This window comes from Enterocloster citroniae (genome assembly GCF_040545455.1).
Lineage (GTDB): Bacteria > Bacillota > Clostridia > Lachnospirales > Lachnospiraceae > Enterocloster > Enterocloster citroniae.
In genome coordinates this window covers 82,073-97,494 of record NZ_JBEPLZ010000015.1, presented here as the reverse complement: position 1 = coordinate 97,494, position 15,422 = coordinate 82,073, and the positions used below count along the sequence as shown (strand labels likewise).

At 48.7% G+C, this 15,422-nt stretch carries 18 protein-coding genes; 12 read left to right on the top strand and 6 right to left on the bottom strand.

Translation table 11 applies throughout. From position 1 onward, the window contains the following. The first annotated feature begins 7 nt into the window (after positions 1 to 7). Positions 8 to 508, top strand: coding sequence for a hypothetical protein (locus ABID13_RS18385; RefSeq protein ID WP_048931070.1), 501 nt, complete (start codon positions 8 to 10; stop codon positions 506 to 508). A gap of 108 nt (positions 509 to 616) precedes the next feature. Continuing rightward, positions 617 to 1,732 (top strand): extracellular solute-binding protein, encoded by a 1,116-nt coding sequence (locus tag ABID13_RS18380; RefSeq protein WP_082174002.1) that lies wholly within the window; start codon positions 617 to 619, stop codon positions 1,730 to 1,732. Between the two features lie 75 nt (positions 1,733 to 1,807). Here the strand turns inward: ABID13_RS18380 and ABID13_RS18375 are convergent, their stop codons facing one another. Further along, a complete protein-coding gene (locus ABID13_RS18375) occupies positions 1,808 to 2,446 on the bottom strand; it encodes a GntR family transcriptional regulator (protein ID WP_007870640.1) in 639 nt (212 codons plus the stop codon). Positions 2,447 to 2,797: 351 nt separating this feature from the next. Here ABID13_RS18375 and ABID13_RS18370 point away from each other — a divergent pair, with 351 nt between their 5' ends. The 9 genes from ABID13_RS18370 (at position 2,798) to ABID13_RS18330 (ending at position 10,513) form a co-directional block, all read left to right on the top strand. Beyond that, positions 2,798 to 3,295, top strand: coding sequence for an L-2-amino-thiazoline-4-carboxylic acid hydrolase (locus tag ABID13_RS18370; protein ID WP_007870638.1), 498 nt, complete (start codon positions 2,798 to 2,800; stop codon positions 3,293 to 3,295). A gap of 27 nt (positions 3,296 to 3,322) precedes the next feature. Continuing rightward, the gene (locus ABID13_RS18365; protein WP_007870635.1) at positions 3,323 to 4,501 is read left to right on the top strand and encodes an ABC transporter substrate-binding protein; all 1,179 of its coding nucleotides are present in this window, start codon (positions 3,323 to 3,325) and stop codon (positions 4,499 to 4,501) included. Between the two features lie 126 nt (positions 4,502 to 4,627). Then, the gene (locus ABID13_RS18360) at positions 4,628 to 5,515 is read left to right on the top strand and encodes a branched-chain amino acid ABC transporter permease (RefSeq protein WP_007870632.1); all 888 of its coding nucleotides are present in this window, start codon (positions 4,628 to 4,630) and stop codon (positions 5,513 to 5,515) included. Continuing rightward, positions 5,512 to 6,528, top strand: a complete 1,017-nt coding sequence (locus tag ABID13_RS18355) for a branched-chain amino acid ABC transporter permease (protein WP_085952490.1) — start codon at positions 5,512 to 5,514, stop codon at positions 6,526 to 6,528. Before ABID13_RS18360 ends, ABID13_RS18355 begins: the two co-directional genes overlap by 4 nt. Then, positions 6,525 to 7,346, top strand: a complete 822-nt coding sequence (locus tag ABID13_RS18350; protein ID WP_007870622.1) for an ABC transporter ATP-binding protein — start codon at positions 6,525 to 6,527, stop codon at positions 7,344 to 7,346. Before ABID13_RS18355 ends, ABID13_RS18350 begins: the two co-directional genes overlap by 4 nt. After that, complete coding sequence (locus tag ABID13_RS18345) at positions 7,339 to 8,049, top strand: ABC transporter ATP-binding protein (protein ID WP_007870620.1); 711 nt, start codon at positions 7,339 to 7,341, stop codon at positions 8,047 to 8,049. The genes ABID13_RS18350 and ABID13_RS18345 overlap by 8 nt, the downstream gene beginning before the upstream one ends. A 33-nt stretch (positions 8,050 to 8,082) precedes the next feature. Next, positions 8,083 to 8,877: an SDR family NAD(P)-dependent oxidoreductase gene (locus ABID13_RS18340; RefSeq protein ID WP_007870615.1), complete on the top strand. Its 795-nt coding sequence runs from the start codon at positions 8,083 to 8,085 to the stop codon at positions 8,875 to 8,877. Further along, positions 8,874 to 9,881, top strand: a complete 1,008-nt coding sequence (locus ABID13_RS18335) for a dihydroxyacetone kinase subunit DhaK (RefSeq protein WP_048931069.1) — start codon at positions 8,874 to 8,876, stop codon at positions 9,879 to 9,881. Before ABID13_RS18340 ends, ABID13_RS18335 begins: the two co-directional genes overlap by 4 nt. A 23-nt stretch (positions 9,882 to 9,904) precedes the next feature. Then, positions 9,905 to 10,513 (top strand): dihydroxyacetone kinase subunit L, encoded by a 609-nt coding sequence (locus ABID13_RS18330; protein WP_045091677.1) that lies wholly within the window; start codon positions 9,905 to 9,907, stop codon positions 10,511 to 10,513. Between the two features lie 122 nt (positions 10,514 to 10,635). On the opposite strand, the gene ABID13_RS18325 is transcribed toward ABID13_RS18330, so the two are convergent. The 5 genes from ABID13_RS18325 to ABID13_RS18305 all read right to left on the bottom strand — a co-directional run bounded on the left by ABID13_RS18325 (position 10,636) and on the right by ABID13_RS18305 (position 14,703). Beyond that, a complete protein-coding gene (locus ABID13_RS18325; RefSeq protein ID WP_007870611.1) occupies positions 10,636 to 11,133 on the bottom strand; it encodes an L-2-amino-thiazoline-4-carboxylic acid hydrolase in 498 nt (165 codons plus the stop codon). Between the two features lie 157 nt (positions 11,134 to 11,290). Further along, a complete protein-coding gene (locus ABID13_RS18320; RefSeq protein WP_156200215.1) occupies positions 11,291 to 11,431 on the bottom strand; it encodes a hypothetical protein in 141 nt (46 codons plus the stop codon). Between the two features lie 390 nt (positions 11,432 to 11,821). Further along, complete coding sequence (locus tag ABID13_RS18315; RefSeq protein WP_045091678.1) at positions 11,822 to 12,565, bottom strand: GntR family transcriptional regulator; 744 nt, start codon at positions 12,563 to 12,565, stop codon at positions 11,822 to 11,824. Between the two features lie 101 nt (positions 12,566 to 12,666). Further along, entirely contained in the window at positions 12,667 to 13,692 is a 1,026-nt protein-coding gene (locus tag ABID13_RS18310; protein ID WP_007870607.1) for a uroporphyrinogen decarboxylase family protein, read from the bottom strand. Positions 13,693 to 13,950: 258 nt separating this feature from the next. Beyond that, entirely contained in the window at positions 13,951 to 14,703 is a 753-nt protein-coding gene (locus tag ABID13_RS18305; protein WP_007870605.1) for an ATP-binding protein, read from the bottom strand. Between the two features lie 265 nt (positions 14,704 to 14,968). Here ABID13_RS18305 and ABID13_RS18300 point away from each other — a divergent pair, with 265 nt between their 5' ends. Further along, positions 14,969 to 15,415: a DUF2975 domain-containing protein gene (locus ABID13_RS18300; RefSeq protein ID WP_007870603.1), complete on the top strand. Its 447-nt coding sequence runs from the start codon at positions 14,969 to 14,971 to the stop codon at positions 15,413 to 15,415. Positions 15,416 to 15,422: the final 7 nt, after the last annotated feature.

Here is a 15,422-nt window from a genome sequence, read left to right as displayed (position 1 = left end):
AGGGAAGATGAATATAACGGACAAAAACTTCTTTGATTCAGGGATGTCCATGGGATTATTAACGTGCGGCCTGAGTGAAGATGCCCTGGCAGGGCTGTGCAGGGAAGCGGTCAGACAGAAAAAAAGTTCCGTATGGGTATTTCCCAACATGATCGAGAATGCCAGGCGGGTTCTGGAACAGTCAGGGGTCAGTCTGGGGACCGTGGTCAGCTATCCGCTGGGAATGGACTGCCCGGAAGTGAAGATAGCGGAAACAGAGGACGCGGCAGACCGGGGAGCGACTGATATATGTGTGACCTTTAATGCGGGAGCATTTAAGTCAGGGGATATCCACACCATGATCCGGGAACTGAAGGGATGTGCGGATGTGGCCCACGGCAAGGGGGCTAAGATGTATCTTCTCATAGAGACTCCCCTTATAACCGGTCAGCAGGCAGAGGATGTGAGGATTCTTGCAGAGGGCCTGGGGGCGGACGGTATCGTTTCATCCCAGGGATGGACATGGTAGTTCATGATTTTAGATACTATGACCGGTTTGTCGGATTGAGCCGGAAGGGACAGCCCTGATATAATAATGGTATGAAAAACAGTGATCCGGATAAAGGAGGAAGTCGGAATGAAGAAAATGTTGTCAGTATTTCTGGTAATGAGCCTTATGGCAGGCTTAAGCGCATGTGGGTCTAAAACAGCGGACGCGGGTAAGGCGGAACCGGCAAAGACAGAGGCAAAGGCCCAGTCGGGGGAGGAAAAGAAGGAGACAGAGGAGAAAAAGGAATCAGGAGAGAAAAAGGAATCGGGAGACAATACGGTTGTTGTGTACAGTGCCTATTCCCTGGAGTTTCTGGATCCCCTGGTGGAGGAGTTTGAAAAAGAGACAGGTGTGAAGGTGGACCTGATCGCAGCAGGTACAGGTGAACTTCTTAAGCGTATTGAATCAGAAACCAGCAACCCGTTGGGAGATATCCTGTTTGCAGGCACGGTATCCACAGTGGCGCCCCAGGCATATCTGTTTGAGGACTATGTAAGCCCCAACGAGGAATTTGTCATCTCCGAGGAGCACAAGAACGTGGAAAAATCCATAACCAGGGCCACGTTGATGCCCAGCGTGCTGATGGTAAACACCAATCTGATCGGGGATCTGGAGATCAATGGTTATGAAGATCTGTTAAATCCTGAACTGAAAGGAAAGATAGCAGCAGCCAACCCGGCCCAGACAGCATCCGGATGGGAGCACCTGGTGAACATGCTTTACGCAATGGGAGGCGGGGACACGGATGAGGCATGGAACTTTGTGGAAAAGTTCTGCGAAAACCTGGACGGCAAGCTGTTAAGCAGTTCCTCAGCCGTATATAAAGGCGTGGCAGACGGGGAGTACACGGTAGGTCTTACATACGAAACAGGCGGCGCTGATTACGTGGTGGCAGGAGCTCCCGTAAAGCTGGTCTACATGGAGGAAGGCGTTATCTTCAGAGGCACCAATATCTGTATTGTAAAGGATGCGCCCCATATGGAAAATGCGCAGAAGTTTGTTGACTTTATCACCGGAAAAGAAGCCCAGACAATGATGGTGGTGGATTTGAATAACCGGGGGATCCGCAATGACCTTCCCGATTCCCCCATACTGAAACCTTACAGTGAGGTCAATGTGATCAAGGATGATGAGTCCATTGCCATTGACAATAAGGCAAACTGGATCGAGCACTTTACGGATATTTATACCAATGTCCAGTAAATACCTGATATAAAAACAGAAAGAGGAATTTTGATCTCCTCTTTCTGTTTTTTTGCCTGAACCCCACGTCCGTTTTTACATGGTAGTCCGGTCCTCAATATCAGCCTTCAAAATATTGGAGGCCATACTGTAGTTTTTCTGCTTCAGGTAATCCACAATCGCCACATGAAGCCCGTCCGCATCATAAAAAATGGGGGAATGCCACTGGCGGGAACGCTTTTGGGCATAGAAGCGGGTCTGGGTGGTCATGGATTCCTGAAGCTTTTTGTATGCATAGTCGTTCTGGTAGTTGGAAAATAACAGCAGGTGGAATCCAATGTTGTCCAGCCAGTGTTCCAGTGCTGTAAGCCCTTCTCCCTGGCGCTGCTGGTGGTACAGATTGTGATGTTCCAGCTTTTCAATGAGTCCGTCATCAATGTATCCGCCATACTGCTGCATAAAGCCGCATTCCAGAGAAATACGGTACCGTATGATATTCTGTATATCTCCCTCACTTATCTCAGTCACTTCATAACCGCGCTTAGGATAGTTGCGCAGCACATCCTCACTGCACAGCTGGATCAGGGCTTCCCGGATGGGGGCGCGGCTGACGCCGTACTTCTCCATCAGGGATTTCTCGTGGAGAATGGCTCCGGGCTGGTATACTCCATTTACTATATCTGAAAATAAATTATCATGTATCTGCTCTTTCAGGTTCAGCTCTGAACTAATCATATCAGATGCATCCTTTCTTGATCTTAGGTCATGAATTATGTGTATGAACTCAGTATAGGTTATATCCGGATGAAAATCAAGACTTTGATAAAATATATAAAAAGGCAGGAAAATATATTATAACCCCCCTGGACTGAAAAGTAAATAGTCATATCAGATTTTGCTGAAATATAGAGAAAAACATGATATAAGTAGGTAATATTGATAGTTTTAACTTTATTATATGAGGTTCCATGTAAATATTAACTAAAAATGCTTGACATTTAGATGAAAACTGATATGATTAGTTTTGTGAGATACAGTATGACATATGAAAAAAAACTGTATAAATGAAAGGAGATAAAAGAAATCATGGGAGAGATCAAGAATGTAGCAACACTGACAAAGGACGAGCAGGCAAATATCAACAGGGCGGCCATTGAGCACAGGGCAACGTGGATGGGCCTTATCTATGATGAGTTCAGAAAAGCGGGGATCGATCCTGAGCCTATATTCAGAAAAGCGATCCGCAAATGCGGAAACATCCACGGTGAGAATTTTAAGGCGGCCTGTTCTGATCCGGAGGACTGCAGGGATTTTGCAAAGGTGTTCTTAAACGATTTGGGAAGAAAAACCTTTGAGCAGGAGGTGCATCAAGTGACTGAAACTGAGGTTCCTGTGGATTTCCATTACTGCGCGCTGTTAAATGCTTGGAAAAAGCTGGGATTTGATGATGAGACATGCGCTGTTCTTTGCGATATTGCCATGGATGGGGACCGGGGCATTGCAGAGGCAATGGGACTGGATCTGGAATTAACAGACACACTGGCAAAGGGATGTCCTACATGTAAGCTTTGCTTCCACAAATAAATCAAAAGGAAAAAGGAGGAGTTTTTTATGAAGAGGTTTAAATCAATGGCAGCGCTGGCCCTTTCTGCAGCACTGGCAGCAGGTCTGCTGGCAGGGTGTTCAAGCACAACAGGAGCCAAGACAGAGGCTGGAGAGAAATCAACCATTAAGCTGGGCGGCCTGGCACCCCTTACAGGCAACTATGCCGAGTACGGAAAGGGATTCCAGATCGGATTTCAGAAAGCCATAGACGAGATCAATGCAAAGGGCGGGGTAAACGGCCATAAGTTTGAGATTGAAATCAAGGACACCCAGGGAGATGCTGTGGTATCTTCCAATATGGCAACCAACTTTGCAGAGGATGAAAGCGTTATGGCTATTTTGGGGGATTTCACCTCAGGTGCCTGTAAGGCCAATGCGGAGATCGTGGACCGGTACGGAATCGTCCAGCTGAGCCCCACCGCATCCGCTCCCGACTATGCAAATATGAGCAAATACTGCTTCAGTATCATGGGGCGCCAGGATGTGGAAGCTCCTTACCTTGCAAAATACATACTTAAAAAGTATCTGGGCGCGCAGAAGATCGCAGTGATCCGTGTGGACAGTGACTGGGGCCTTTCCTGCTATGATAACTTCATGGAGCAGGCGGAAAAGGAAGGACTGGATGTGACCGCAGAAAAGTACGCCACCGGCGAAAAGGACTTCAGCTCCCTTATTACAAAGATGAGATCCATTGATCCGGACTGTCTGGTAGTGATGGACCAGGGAGACGCCGTTGCAGCCATCTTTAACCAGGCGGATGCCGCGGGCTGGGATATCCAGCATGTTTCCTTAGGGCCTGGCACCTCTGAGCAGCTGATTAACCAGCTGACCACTCCGGATAACCTGATCGTGACTTCTCCTTTCTTCTTTGATGAGAACAATGAGACCCTGTCCAACTGGGCCAAATCCTTTGAGGAGGAAGCCGGATTTAAGCCAACCATCCACCCTGCATGTGCATATGACTGTGTATATCTGATCGCCAATGCAGTGGAGAGGATCGGGGATGGGGAGATTACCCGTGACGCGATCCAGCAGGCGTTGGCTGAGAGCGAGAACGAAGGCGTGACAGGGGCGCTGAACTTTACACCGGACGGCGATATTGAGCGCCAGTACATGATCTGCGGCGTTAAGGATGCCAAGTGGGTGGTGCTGGAAGGATTTGAATACGGCGCAGAAGGCCTTTAAGAACGGCTAAGGGCAATTGCAGACACGCTCTGGGGCGGCGCACAGGAACAAGATACCATATAGATGCTCCTGTCTGCCGCCCTTTTCTAAAAAGCGGGCTTCTGCGTGTGACGAGGAGGTATGGATATGGAATATATATTAAATCAGCTGGTTAACGGCTTGTGCCAGGGCGCAATATACGCACTGATGGCAATCGGCTATTCTGTTATAGTCGGTGTGGTAGGGATGGTTACATTTACATATGGCGAGATCATGATGATTGGAGCCTTCTCCTCCTATTATATTTTTTTACTGTTTGGCAACAATCTTCCGCTGGCGATCCTGGCGGCATTTACCGGATCATTTTTAATAGGAATTGTTGTCTACAAGCTCTGCTATGAAAAATTCTTTAATGCGCCCAGGCACATTTCACTGCTGTGTACCATTGGTATCAGTATGCTGATCAAAAACCTGGCTCAGATCGTCTTTGGGCCTGAGACAAAACCTGTTCTTGATATTGTTGAAAATAAAACATTCACCTTTATGTTAGGCAGCGTCCGGCTGGATATAAAACTGCTTCAGATCGTGGTCATTGTCCTTGTGGTGGTCCTGGCGTCTGCCCTGACCCTGTTTTTTAACAGGACCAAGTGGGGAATTGCCTTAAGGGCTGTAAGCCAGAACAAGGATGCCGCATACCTGGTGGGCATCAATGTAAAGCGCATGGCCATGATCGGCAACTGTATTGGTTCCGGTTTCGGCGGGATTGCAGGTATCCTGCTCTGTATCTATTATTATTCCGTATCCGCCACCATGGGCGGTATCTACAGCATGAAGGCGTTTGCAGCCAGCGTGCTGGGGGGCCTGGTGGATATCCGGTTCTCCGCCCTGGGCGGTCTGTGCATCGGCGTGATCGAGAACCTGGGGATCGCTGTGTCGGCCGCTACCTTCAGGGATGTGTTCGCCTTTGGGTTCCTGATCCTGGTGCTGCTGATCAGACCTCAGGGATTTGTCAGTAAGAAAGGGGTGAGAGTATGATGAACAAGGCAAGGGATTTTTATGAAAAACATAAGCTGCCTGTATTGCTGGCCCTTCTTGTCATATCCATCATTCTTCCCTTTGTGGTAAAACAGGCATTGATCTTACGGTATATCTGTACCATTATGATGTACGCCACCCTGGCCGGATCCCTGAACGTGATCAATGGCTACAGCGGCCAGACCTGTCTGGGCCAGGCGGGATTTTTTGCCATTGGCGCTTATACCTGCGCGTCCCTTTCCAAGAATCTGGGAATTGATTTCTGGATCGTGCTTCCCATTGCAGGAATACTCGCAGCCCTTGTGGGACTGATCGTAAGCCTTCCCACCCTGAAGCTGTCCGGAATCTACCTGTCCATCGTAACCTTGGGCGCTTCTGAGATCATCAGGATCATTGCCCAGACCTGGACGCCTGTGACCGGCGGTGCCCTTGGGATCAAACAGATCCCCTATCCCAATTTCTTTGGACTGGAAATGTTCAAGCCCAAATACTACTATTTTATTTTCCTTATCATTGGGGTGGTATTCCTGTTTGTCACAGGAAGGGTATTAAAATCCAGGGTGGGCCGCGCCTGGATGGCGATCCGCGAAGACCAGGTGGCTGCTAAATCACTGGGAGTTGAGACAAGCGTGTGCAAGTGCATGAACTTTATGTACGGCGCGTTCTGGGCCGGGATCATCGGAGCGGCCTATGCTCCTTTTGTAAACTATATTGAGTCCTCACAGTTTACCACGGATACAGGATTTAACGTGCTGGCCATGGTGGTGATCGGCGGACAGGGAACCCTTTTGGGACCCATTCTGGGATCGGCCATTGTCACCATACTCACAGAAGCCCTGCGCTTCCTGGAAAACTGGAGATATGTGATCTATGCATTTATCATTATCCTGATGATGTGGGTACGCCCTCAGGGGCTGATGGGCGCATCTGATTCCATCCTTGCAGGAGGTGAGATTCAGAAAAAGGACAATGGTAAAAAAGGCAAAAAGGCTCCGGAGGTGAAAAAGGCATGATTGATTTTAATTCCATTGATAAAAATGTACCGATTCTTGAGTCCAGGGGCCTGTGCAAGTATTTCGGCGGCCTGAAGGCGGTTGAGAACGTGGATATGAAGGTCATGGCAGGGGACATTTTCGGTATCATCGGGCCTAACGGCGCGGGAAAGACCACATTCTTTAACATGTGCACCGGTATGTATACGCCCACCAAAGGAAAGGTATATCTGATGGGGGAGGATGTGACCGGGTTTTCATCTGAAAAGGTGGCCAGGAAGCGCATGGCCAGAACGTTCCAGAACCTGCAGCTGTTTAAGTTCATGAGCGTTCTTGACAATGTTAAGATCGGGTGCCACATCAGGACAAAGAGCAATATGCTGGATGCCATTATCCACACCAGGACGTATAAACAGGATGAGGAATATGCGGTCAGCAAAAGCGAGGAGATATTAAAAGCCATCGGCCTGTTTGAGTACAGGGATACCATGGCAGGGAATCTGGCATACGGCATGCAGAGGAAGGTGGAGATCGCAAGGGCACTGGCCCTGGAGCCGTATATCCTTTTGCTGGATGAGCCGGCAGCGGGTATGAACCCCCTGGAGACCCAGGAACTGATGGAATTTATTAAAATGCTCAACGAGGGCGGTTATACCATTGCCGTGATCGAGCATGATATGAAATTTGTTATGAACTCCTGCAACCGCATTCTGGTGCTGAATTTTGGTCAGAAGATCTGTGAGGGTACGCCGGACGAGGTAAAGGCCAACCACCAGGTACAGGAAGCGTATTTTGGAAAGGGTATCATAGCAGGAGAGGCGGTGAAGGTTCATGCTTAAGGTTGAGAATCTTTCGGTGAATTACGGATATATCACAGCGCTGACAAACATCAGCTTCCATGTGGAGAAAGGGGAGATCATTACCCTGATCGGTTCCAACGGCGCGGGCAAGACAACCACCCTGGGCGCGATCTCCGGACTGGTTCCAAAGGCAGGAGGAAGTATTTCCTTTAAGGGCCAGGACATTACAAGGATGGCTCCAGACAAGGTGGTTAAAATGGGCATGTGCCATGTGCCTGAGGGAAGGAAGATCTTCCCGGCCCTGACCGTGTACGAAAACCTTATAGCGGGTTCCCTTGGAAATCCCAAGCTTTCCAAGGCAAGGATAGGGGAACTGGTGGAGGAGCAGTATGCCCTGTTCCCTCGTCTCAAGGAGAGGATCGGCCAGGCGGGAGGAAGCCTTTCAGGCGGAGAGCAGCAGATGCTGGCCATATCCAGGGGGCTTATGATGGATCCGGATATCGTGATGCTGGATGAGCCGTCCCTGGGTCTTGCGCCGATCATTGTGGAGGATATATTTGAACTGATCATGAAGATCAGGGATATGGGAAAAACCATTCTTCTCATTGAGCAGAATGCTTCCATGGCCCTTTCCATTGCGGACAGGGGATATGTTCTGGAGACGGGCAAGATCATCATGGAGGGCAAGGGCAAGGAACTCCTTGTGGATCCAAAGGTGAAGGCGGCATACCTGGGCGCCTAGCGACAAAGGGAAAGATGAAAGCGGGGGTTATATATGGATTTAGGTTTAAGGGGAAGGACTGCCGTGGTCACCGGGGGCAGCAAGGGCATCGGCTATGCGGTGGCTAAGACCTTTCTGGAGGAAGGGGCCAATGTATGGATCTGCGCCAGGAAAGCGGATGAGGTGGAGGACGCGGCCAAACGTCTCAGCCCATACGGACCTGTGGGTGCGGCGGCGGCCGATATGACTGTGGAGGAAGATGTATACAGAGCTGCAGAACAGGCCTTTAAACGGTTTGGGTCCCTGGACTTCTGGGTCAACAATGTGGGAGCCAGTTTTCCAAAAAAGGGGGAAGAGTATGGGGAAAAGGAGATTGAGCAGATAACTAAGGTCTGTTTTTTCAGTACTATATACGGGACCCAGGCTGCATTCCGCTATATGAAGGACAGCGGGGGAAGTATTGTGAATATCAGTTCCCTGGCGGCCAGATGCGCCACCGTGGGCGCCAGCACCCTGTACGGACCCCTGAAATCAGCGGTGGCCAAGCTGGCCGTATCCTTTGCCGGCGAATATGCCGCTTATGGGGTCAGGGTAAACTCCGTACTGCCCGGTTTTACAGCCACGCCTGCGGTGGCCGCAAACATCAGTGAGGAATACTTGCAGCGAAATGCCAATGACACCCTTCTCAGGAGGGTGGCCAAACCTGAGGAGATCGCAGGGCCTGTGGTGTTCCTGTGCAGCGAACAGGCGTCCTACATAACGGGAACCAGCCTGGAGGTTTCAGGAGGACGCAGCATTGTATTGAATCCGGAATACTCATATCTTAAAAAACAAGGAGAATCAGCATGAAGAAATTAATCAACAGACCGGAAGATTTTGTAAAAGAGACCATGGAAGGCATTATCTATGCATATGGGGATAAGGTAAGGCTGCTGGACGGTGATGAGAGGATCCTTCTCACCAATTACCCGGTTGAACAGGGCAAGGTGGGGATCGTCACAGCAGGCGGCAGCGGCCATCTTCCCGTATTTCTGGGGTATGTGGGCCAGGGAATGCTGGATGGCTGCGCGGTGGGCAATGTGTTTGCCTCCCCTTCTGCAAAAAAGATGGCGGATATGATCAAAGCGTGTGATCACGGCAGCGGCGTACTCTGCCTGTACGGAAACTACGGCGGGGACAACATGAATTTTGACATGGCATGTGAGATGGTGGAAATGGATGATGTTGAGACCAGGACCGTGCGTGTAAAGGATGATGTTGCCAGCAGCCCGAAGGAGACAAAGGAAAAACGCCGCGGTGTGGCCGGAATGGTCTATGGGTTCAAGGTTGCGGGCGCTGCTGCGGAGCGGATGATGTCCCTGGATGAGGTGGCTGCCGTGGCTGAAAAGGCCCTGGACAATATCCGGACCATGGGAGTGGCCCTGTCACCCTGTATTGTGCCACAGGTAGGCGAGCCCACCTTTAAGATCGGGGATGATGAGATTGAGATCGGAATGGGGATCCACGGGGAAAAAGGCATTGAAGTGAGAAAGATGATGACCGCGGATGAGGTGGCCAAAACCCTGGTGGACAGGATCACCCAGGATATGCCTCTGACACAGGGGGATGAGGTATCCGTGCTGGTGAACGGCCTGGGAGCAACCCCCATGGAGGAGCAGCTGATCGTGTACCGCTGTGTCCATGAACTGTTAACGGAAAAAGGAGTGAAGATCATCATGCCCCATATAGGTGAATATGCCACTTCTATGGAGATGGTAGGTCTTTCCGTGACCATCTTTAAACTGGATGAACAGTTAAAGGAGCTTTTGACAGCACCTGCAAAGACACCGTTTTACACAAACCTGAACAAATAATCGCTAATAAGGAGACTGGAATCATGGATGCATCATCTGTAAAAAAAGGCATAAAAAAAATAAGCGGCATTATGACTGAGAACAAAGATTACCTGATCAAGCTGGACCAGCAGAACGGAGATGGGGACCTGGGAGTTTCCATGAGCGAGGGGTTTGCGGCGGCAGCCCGGTTTGTGGAGGAAACCCAGGAGACAGACCTGGGCAAGCTCCTGATGCAGACAGGCGGTGTGTTTAATGAGGCGGCGCCCTCCAGTCTGGGGACCATTATCTCCTTTGCCTTTATGGGAATGGCAAAGTCCTTAAAAGGCAAGACCGAGACAGACCCGGCCGGGTTTGCCGAGGCGGTGATGGCCGGAGTGGAAAAGATTATGGCCAAGGCCGGTTCTAAGCCGGGGGAAAAGACTATTTTGGATTCCATTTATCCAGCGGCCCAGAGCCTTTTGGAGCACAGGGACTGCAGCTTTGAAGAATCCTTCCGGGCAGCGGCAAAGGCAGCGGCAGAGGGATCGGAGGCAACCAGGGAAATGAAATCCGTGCACGGAAGGGCTGCTTACTACGGGGAGAAATCCATCGGTATCCTGGACGGAGGATCCGTGGTAGGGAAATTGATCTTTGAGGCTTTATCTGAGTAAATATTCCCGCATCTTTATAGAAAAAAAGGATATCCCTCGTGTATAAGAGGCGATATCCTTTTTGCACCCATTTTCACATTGGATGTCCTGAACAGTTACAACTTGTTTTAACAGATGTACGATTATTTATAGAAGCGAAGCTTGCAGATCGGACATCCCTCAGCCAGGGTCTCGGTCAGATCCAGCTGTAATCCCATGCCTTCCGCAATACCGCGGTCCCCGTCCATGGCAATGTCACAGAATAATGCACATGTCTCGTCATCAAAGCCTAACTTTTTCCAGGCAGTTAACAGCGGGCAGTAATGGAAATCTACAAGAACCTCTGATTCCTTCATTTCGATGATTTCCTTTTCAAAGGTCTTTCTTCCCAGCTCATTTAAAAATACGTTTGCAAAATCCCTGCAGTCATCAGGATTTGCGCAGGCTGCTTTGTAATTCTCACCGTGGATCTTTCCGCATTTCCAGATCGCCCTTCTGATCGCAGGCTCAGGATCAATTCCATCCTTCTTCAGCTCGTCATAGATCAAAGCCATCCAGGATGCCCTGAATTCGATGGCCGACCTGTTGATGTTTGCCTGAACATCATCGGTTAATGTTGCTACGTTTTTGATTTCTCCCATAATACTTATTCTCCTTTCGTTTATACAGCTATAATTGCTTATTCCAAACTCCGGCAATATGACATTGTTATATGTATTTCCTATGTTCTTATAAATAGTATACTACATAAAGAATTGTTGCTACAAGGCTAAAGAGATACAGAGTGGAAAAACACAGTTAAAGTATTCCCTCATTTAAGAACACGGAAAGTCCGCTGGCTATGATACTGATGCCAAGGAAAAATCCTTTTTTCGTATTATCCAGGACACCTAAAATTTTGCCGCCGATCGATTTGAGAAGTATTGCTTGACTGAACATAATAAAATCCCCCTTTAAAATGCATCTGAAGCAGATACCTGACGCGATCCGGAATCTTCTGGATCCGGTCTCACCGCTGTTATTAAAAACTCAGCCGTTAACCTCCTTTTATGAACGATTTGTTATCTTTTTCTGGATATGTAAAGTAGACATAACAAATATATGTATTAGCAACTTATCAACCTGGATTCATTATACACATTATCCTAATGAAAGTAAACAAAAAGTTTTATTTTTGTAATGTTGCACAATTGGCAGGCTTTAATTTGGGCAGTTTGATGAATTGTCAGGAAATACAGGAGGGGGAGTGTATCAAACAGGAGTGAAAATAGAAGGAAAACAGGGCTGGATACAAAAAAGGCAGGCGCCATTACGGCCCTGCCTTAAGCTTTAAAATTCTAATGTAATAAATGGCTTATTTAACTGTGATGCACAAACGGTAGTGGTGATAGCCAGGACCTCGGTATCTTTGTATACAAAATTATCCCATGTAAACAGTTCCGCATTTTTTTCCAATTTAAGAGGGGAGATGTCCATATCCCTGGTGATCTGTGTGTTGATAAAGATCTTTAAACGGGTAGGCTTTTTGTTGAAATATTTGCGCACATATTCGTGCAGGAATATCCGTTCAAGCGCCTCGCTGTCAAAGGTGTGGTTGCTGCATACGGAAAGAGGAATATAGTTATAATCCAGCTCGATGGGCAGGCCGTCCTGACACACGCAGCGCACGATCTTATACACATAAGCTCCCTGATCCAGGTTGAGTTTGGCACACAGCACCGGACCGGCCTGTATAATGCCGTGCTCAAGCAGCTTATGAGGCCGGTGGGCCGACTGCTCAAAGGGTTCGATCTTGATTTCGCTGGCAAATGCAAAGGGCTGTTTGTCGCCGTTCTTATCAGGCGAAAGGATAAAGGTTCCCTTTCCCTGGATCCGCTCCACCACCCCTGCGCTTGCAAGCTCCTTGATGGCAGTGTTGACCGTGATCCGGCTGACATCAAACTGCTTGGAGAACTCCGCTTCCGATGGAATCCTGTCACCGGGCAGAAAGATGCCGTCTTTAATCTTTTGCAGGATATAATTTTGTATCTGAACATATTTTGGTATGTAAGAAATATTATCTTCGGTTATCATCAACTATCCCCTCTCTCATCACTGTCCTGTTATTCAGGCACCGAAGACGTCAAGGCACAGTACGTAAAAGCAGGATAGCCGGAAGATATGCCAGATCAGTCTTATTCGTGTGCGGCTGCAATAAATGCCCTCAGCTCATCATCATAGGTATTCAGGGCCAGAGAGCAGTCCGGAGCTAAAATAAACGGTATTTCCTTCATGCGTTTTAAGGTGTGTCTGGTTGCGGCGCCAATCTCCTCCGCCTTATGCTGTCCGAACAGCCTCTCGTCACAGCCGCCCATAGGCGTTATGGATTTATCCAGCCATAAAGGCGCGCTGTCCAGGGAAGGATTGCCTGTTGCGCTCTCCGGCCAATGCAGGATATCAATGGGATAATGGGCAAAATACTCCGGATTGACTTCCAGTCCGCAGGCATGCACCATGATCTTGCAGGGTTTCAGTACCTCCATCAACATCAGGTCGTAGGGTTTTACGAATTCTTCCCACTCCTCCTTTGTCAGGTAGGTGGAACGGGAAAGGCCGGTTGCGCCGTAAAATACGCCGAACAGCCCGTTGTCGATCATCTTCTGAGAGTAAGCCGCCATGGTATCGGTGATATTCTTTAAGGTACGGTGTACCAGATCCGGCTGCTCGTGCATCAGTGTAACCATAAGATCATCACGGCTGGCAGCACGGTAACGTCCGATCGGGTTTACCGCACACAGTTTCTGCAGGATACTGGTGGGGCACATCATGGTCTGGAAAATAGGAGCGCCGTCAGTCACACCCTCCTGTATTGCTTTCACTGTCTCGATCTGCTCTGCAAAGGGGCCGTGATCTCCGGGCAGTACAGTAATCTTTTCCAGATCCTCTGCGCAGCCGATGGGTCCTTTTACACATTTGGGAAGAACCCCTTCATAGTTATCAAAATCAAATACGCCGCCCCAGGCTTCCTCATAGTAAGACGCCCTTGGCTGCAGCTTGACATAATCCCAGTCATACGTATGATGCCAGTCCAGCATGGCTTCAACAAAAAGTGCAGACCCGCTGTGCTCTTTATCAACAAAATGACGCCATGCCGAAACAGGCGGGCGGTCTGCCAGCTCACCATTTAATACTGCTAAAACTCGATCCTTTTTTGTCCACATAATAAACGCTCCTTTAAGCTTTTGGATTTTAGGTTTGATAAGCTGCCAAAGTCTTCAAAGGCGCTACAATTACGAATGACATATTGACAAGTATAGTTATCACAATTCTAATATAAGTATAAAGCAGTATAGTTGACATGTCAATTATTATTTCAATTCCCGGGAAATGTTTTTATATGTCCGGAGCACAGGGCACACAGCCCATACCACAAAAAAATATGCCGGTTTTATGACCGGCATTATACATAAAACTGTTCTTTACAACTCCTTTAAAGTACCGTCCGTCCTGACCGTGACCACCTGCCATGGAATGAACTTGCCGCTGGCCTGAAGGGCGTTCCTGACCGCGTTCTCCAGCCCGCCGCAGCAAGGCACTTCCATGCGGACAATGGTTACATCCTTTATATCGTTGAGACGGATGATCTGGGTCAGCTTTTCCGCGTAGTCTACCATATCCAGCTTGGGACATCCGATCAGGGTGATGCGGCCGGCTATGAAGTCATTGTGAAAATTACCATAGGCAAAGGCAGTACAGTCGGCAGCAACTAAAAGGCGGGCATCCTTAAAATAGGGGGCCTGGACCGGGACCAGCTTGATCTGCACCGGCCACTGGGACAGCCTGCTTTCCATGGAGTCAGGATCGTGGGCCTGTGAGGGGGATGCCTCCTGCGCCGGTTTCCCGGCAGGTCTGGAAATGGACTTTGACTGGGTGCCCGGGCATCCGCAAGGAAGAGGAGCGTCACTGCGGTCCCTGTTTACAGCGGATTGCTTTTTTTGTGCCATGCGCGCCTTTACAGCAGCCTCATCATAGGCAGCGGCTTCCCTTTCCTCAAATGTAATGGCGCCGGTGGGGCAGGTGGGCAGGCAATCTCCCAGGCCATCGCAGTAATCATCCTTTAAAAGTCTGGCCTTGCCGTCAACCATACCGATGGCGCCTTCATGACATGCGGCCGCACATGCGCCGCATCCGTTGCAGAGTTCTTCATTTATCTTAATAATTCTTCTTATCATAATAGATCCTCCTGTTTTTAATTTAATGATGGTACCCTTAACCACTGAGGGTAAGATAATCGTTTGTTTTTCTGACATAAGTATACCATGGAAGGCCGCGTATGTATGTTGTTGGAACAACATACAGCGGTTTTTTACAAGATTCTTAATATTTATCTACAATCAATATTAATTTATTGATAAACGATAAAATAATATTGATAATTAATAATTTAGGTGCTATAGTGAATACTGTAGATAATGATATTAGGAAGGTGGATGTGGTATGAATACTCGTCTTGTTCGGTTTACCAAATGGTTGTTGGACGTAATGTTTTATGGCGGTTTTGGGGTTACCCTGGGGATTCCCGTGATTTTTCGTTATGTGGGGAAGTATATGGAGTCCTTCCGGATCCACTATATACCCCAGTGTATCCTGTATATTGGCTCCGGAATCCTCTGTCTTCTGATCGTGCTGGAGCTGAGGAAGATGTTTGACACAGTGCTGGCGGACCGCGCTTTTGTGATGGAAAATGCCGATTCCCTGAAGCGTATAGGAAAGTTAAGCTTTTTCCTGGCGGCCCTGTCCCTGGTCAGGCTTCCTTTGGCAACCACCCCGGCCACGGCTGTTGTGATCATTGTATTTTCCATTGCAGGACTGTTCTGTTTTGTGCTGTGCCAGGTATTTGAGCAGGCGGTTCGGTTAAAAGAGGAAAATGATCTGACTATATAGGAAGGTA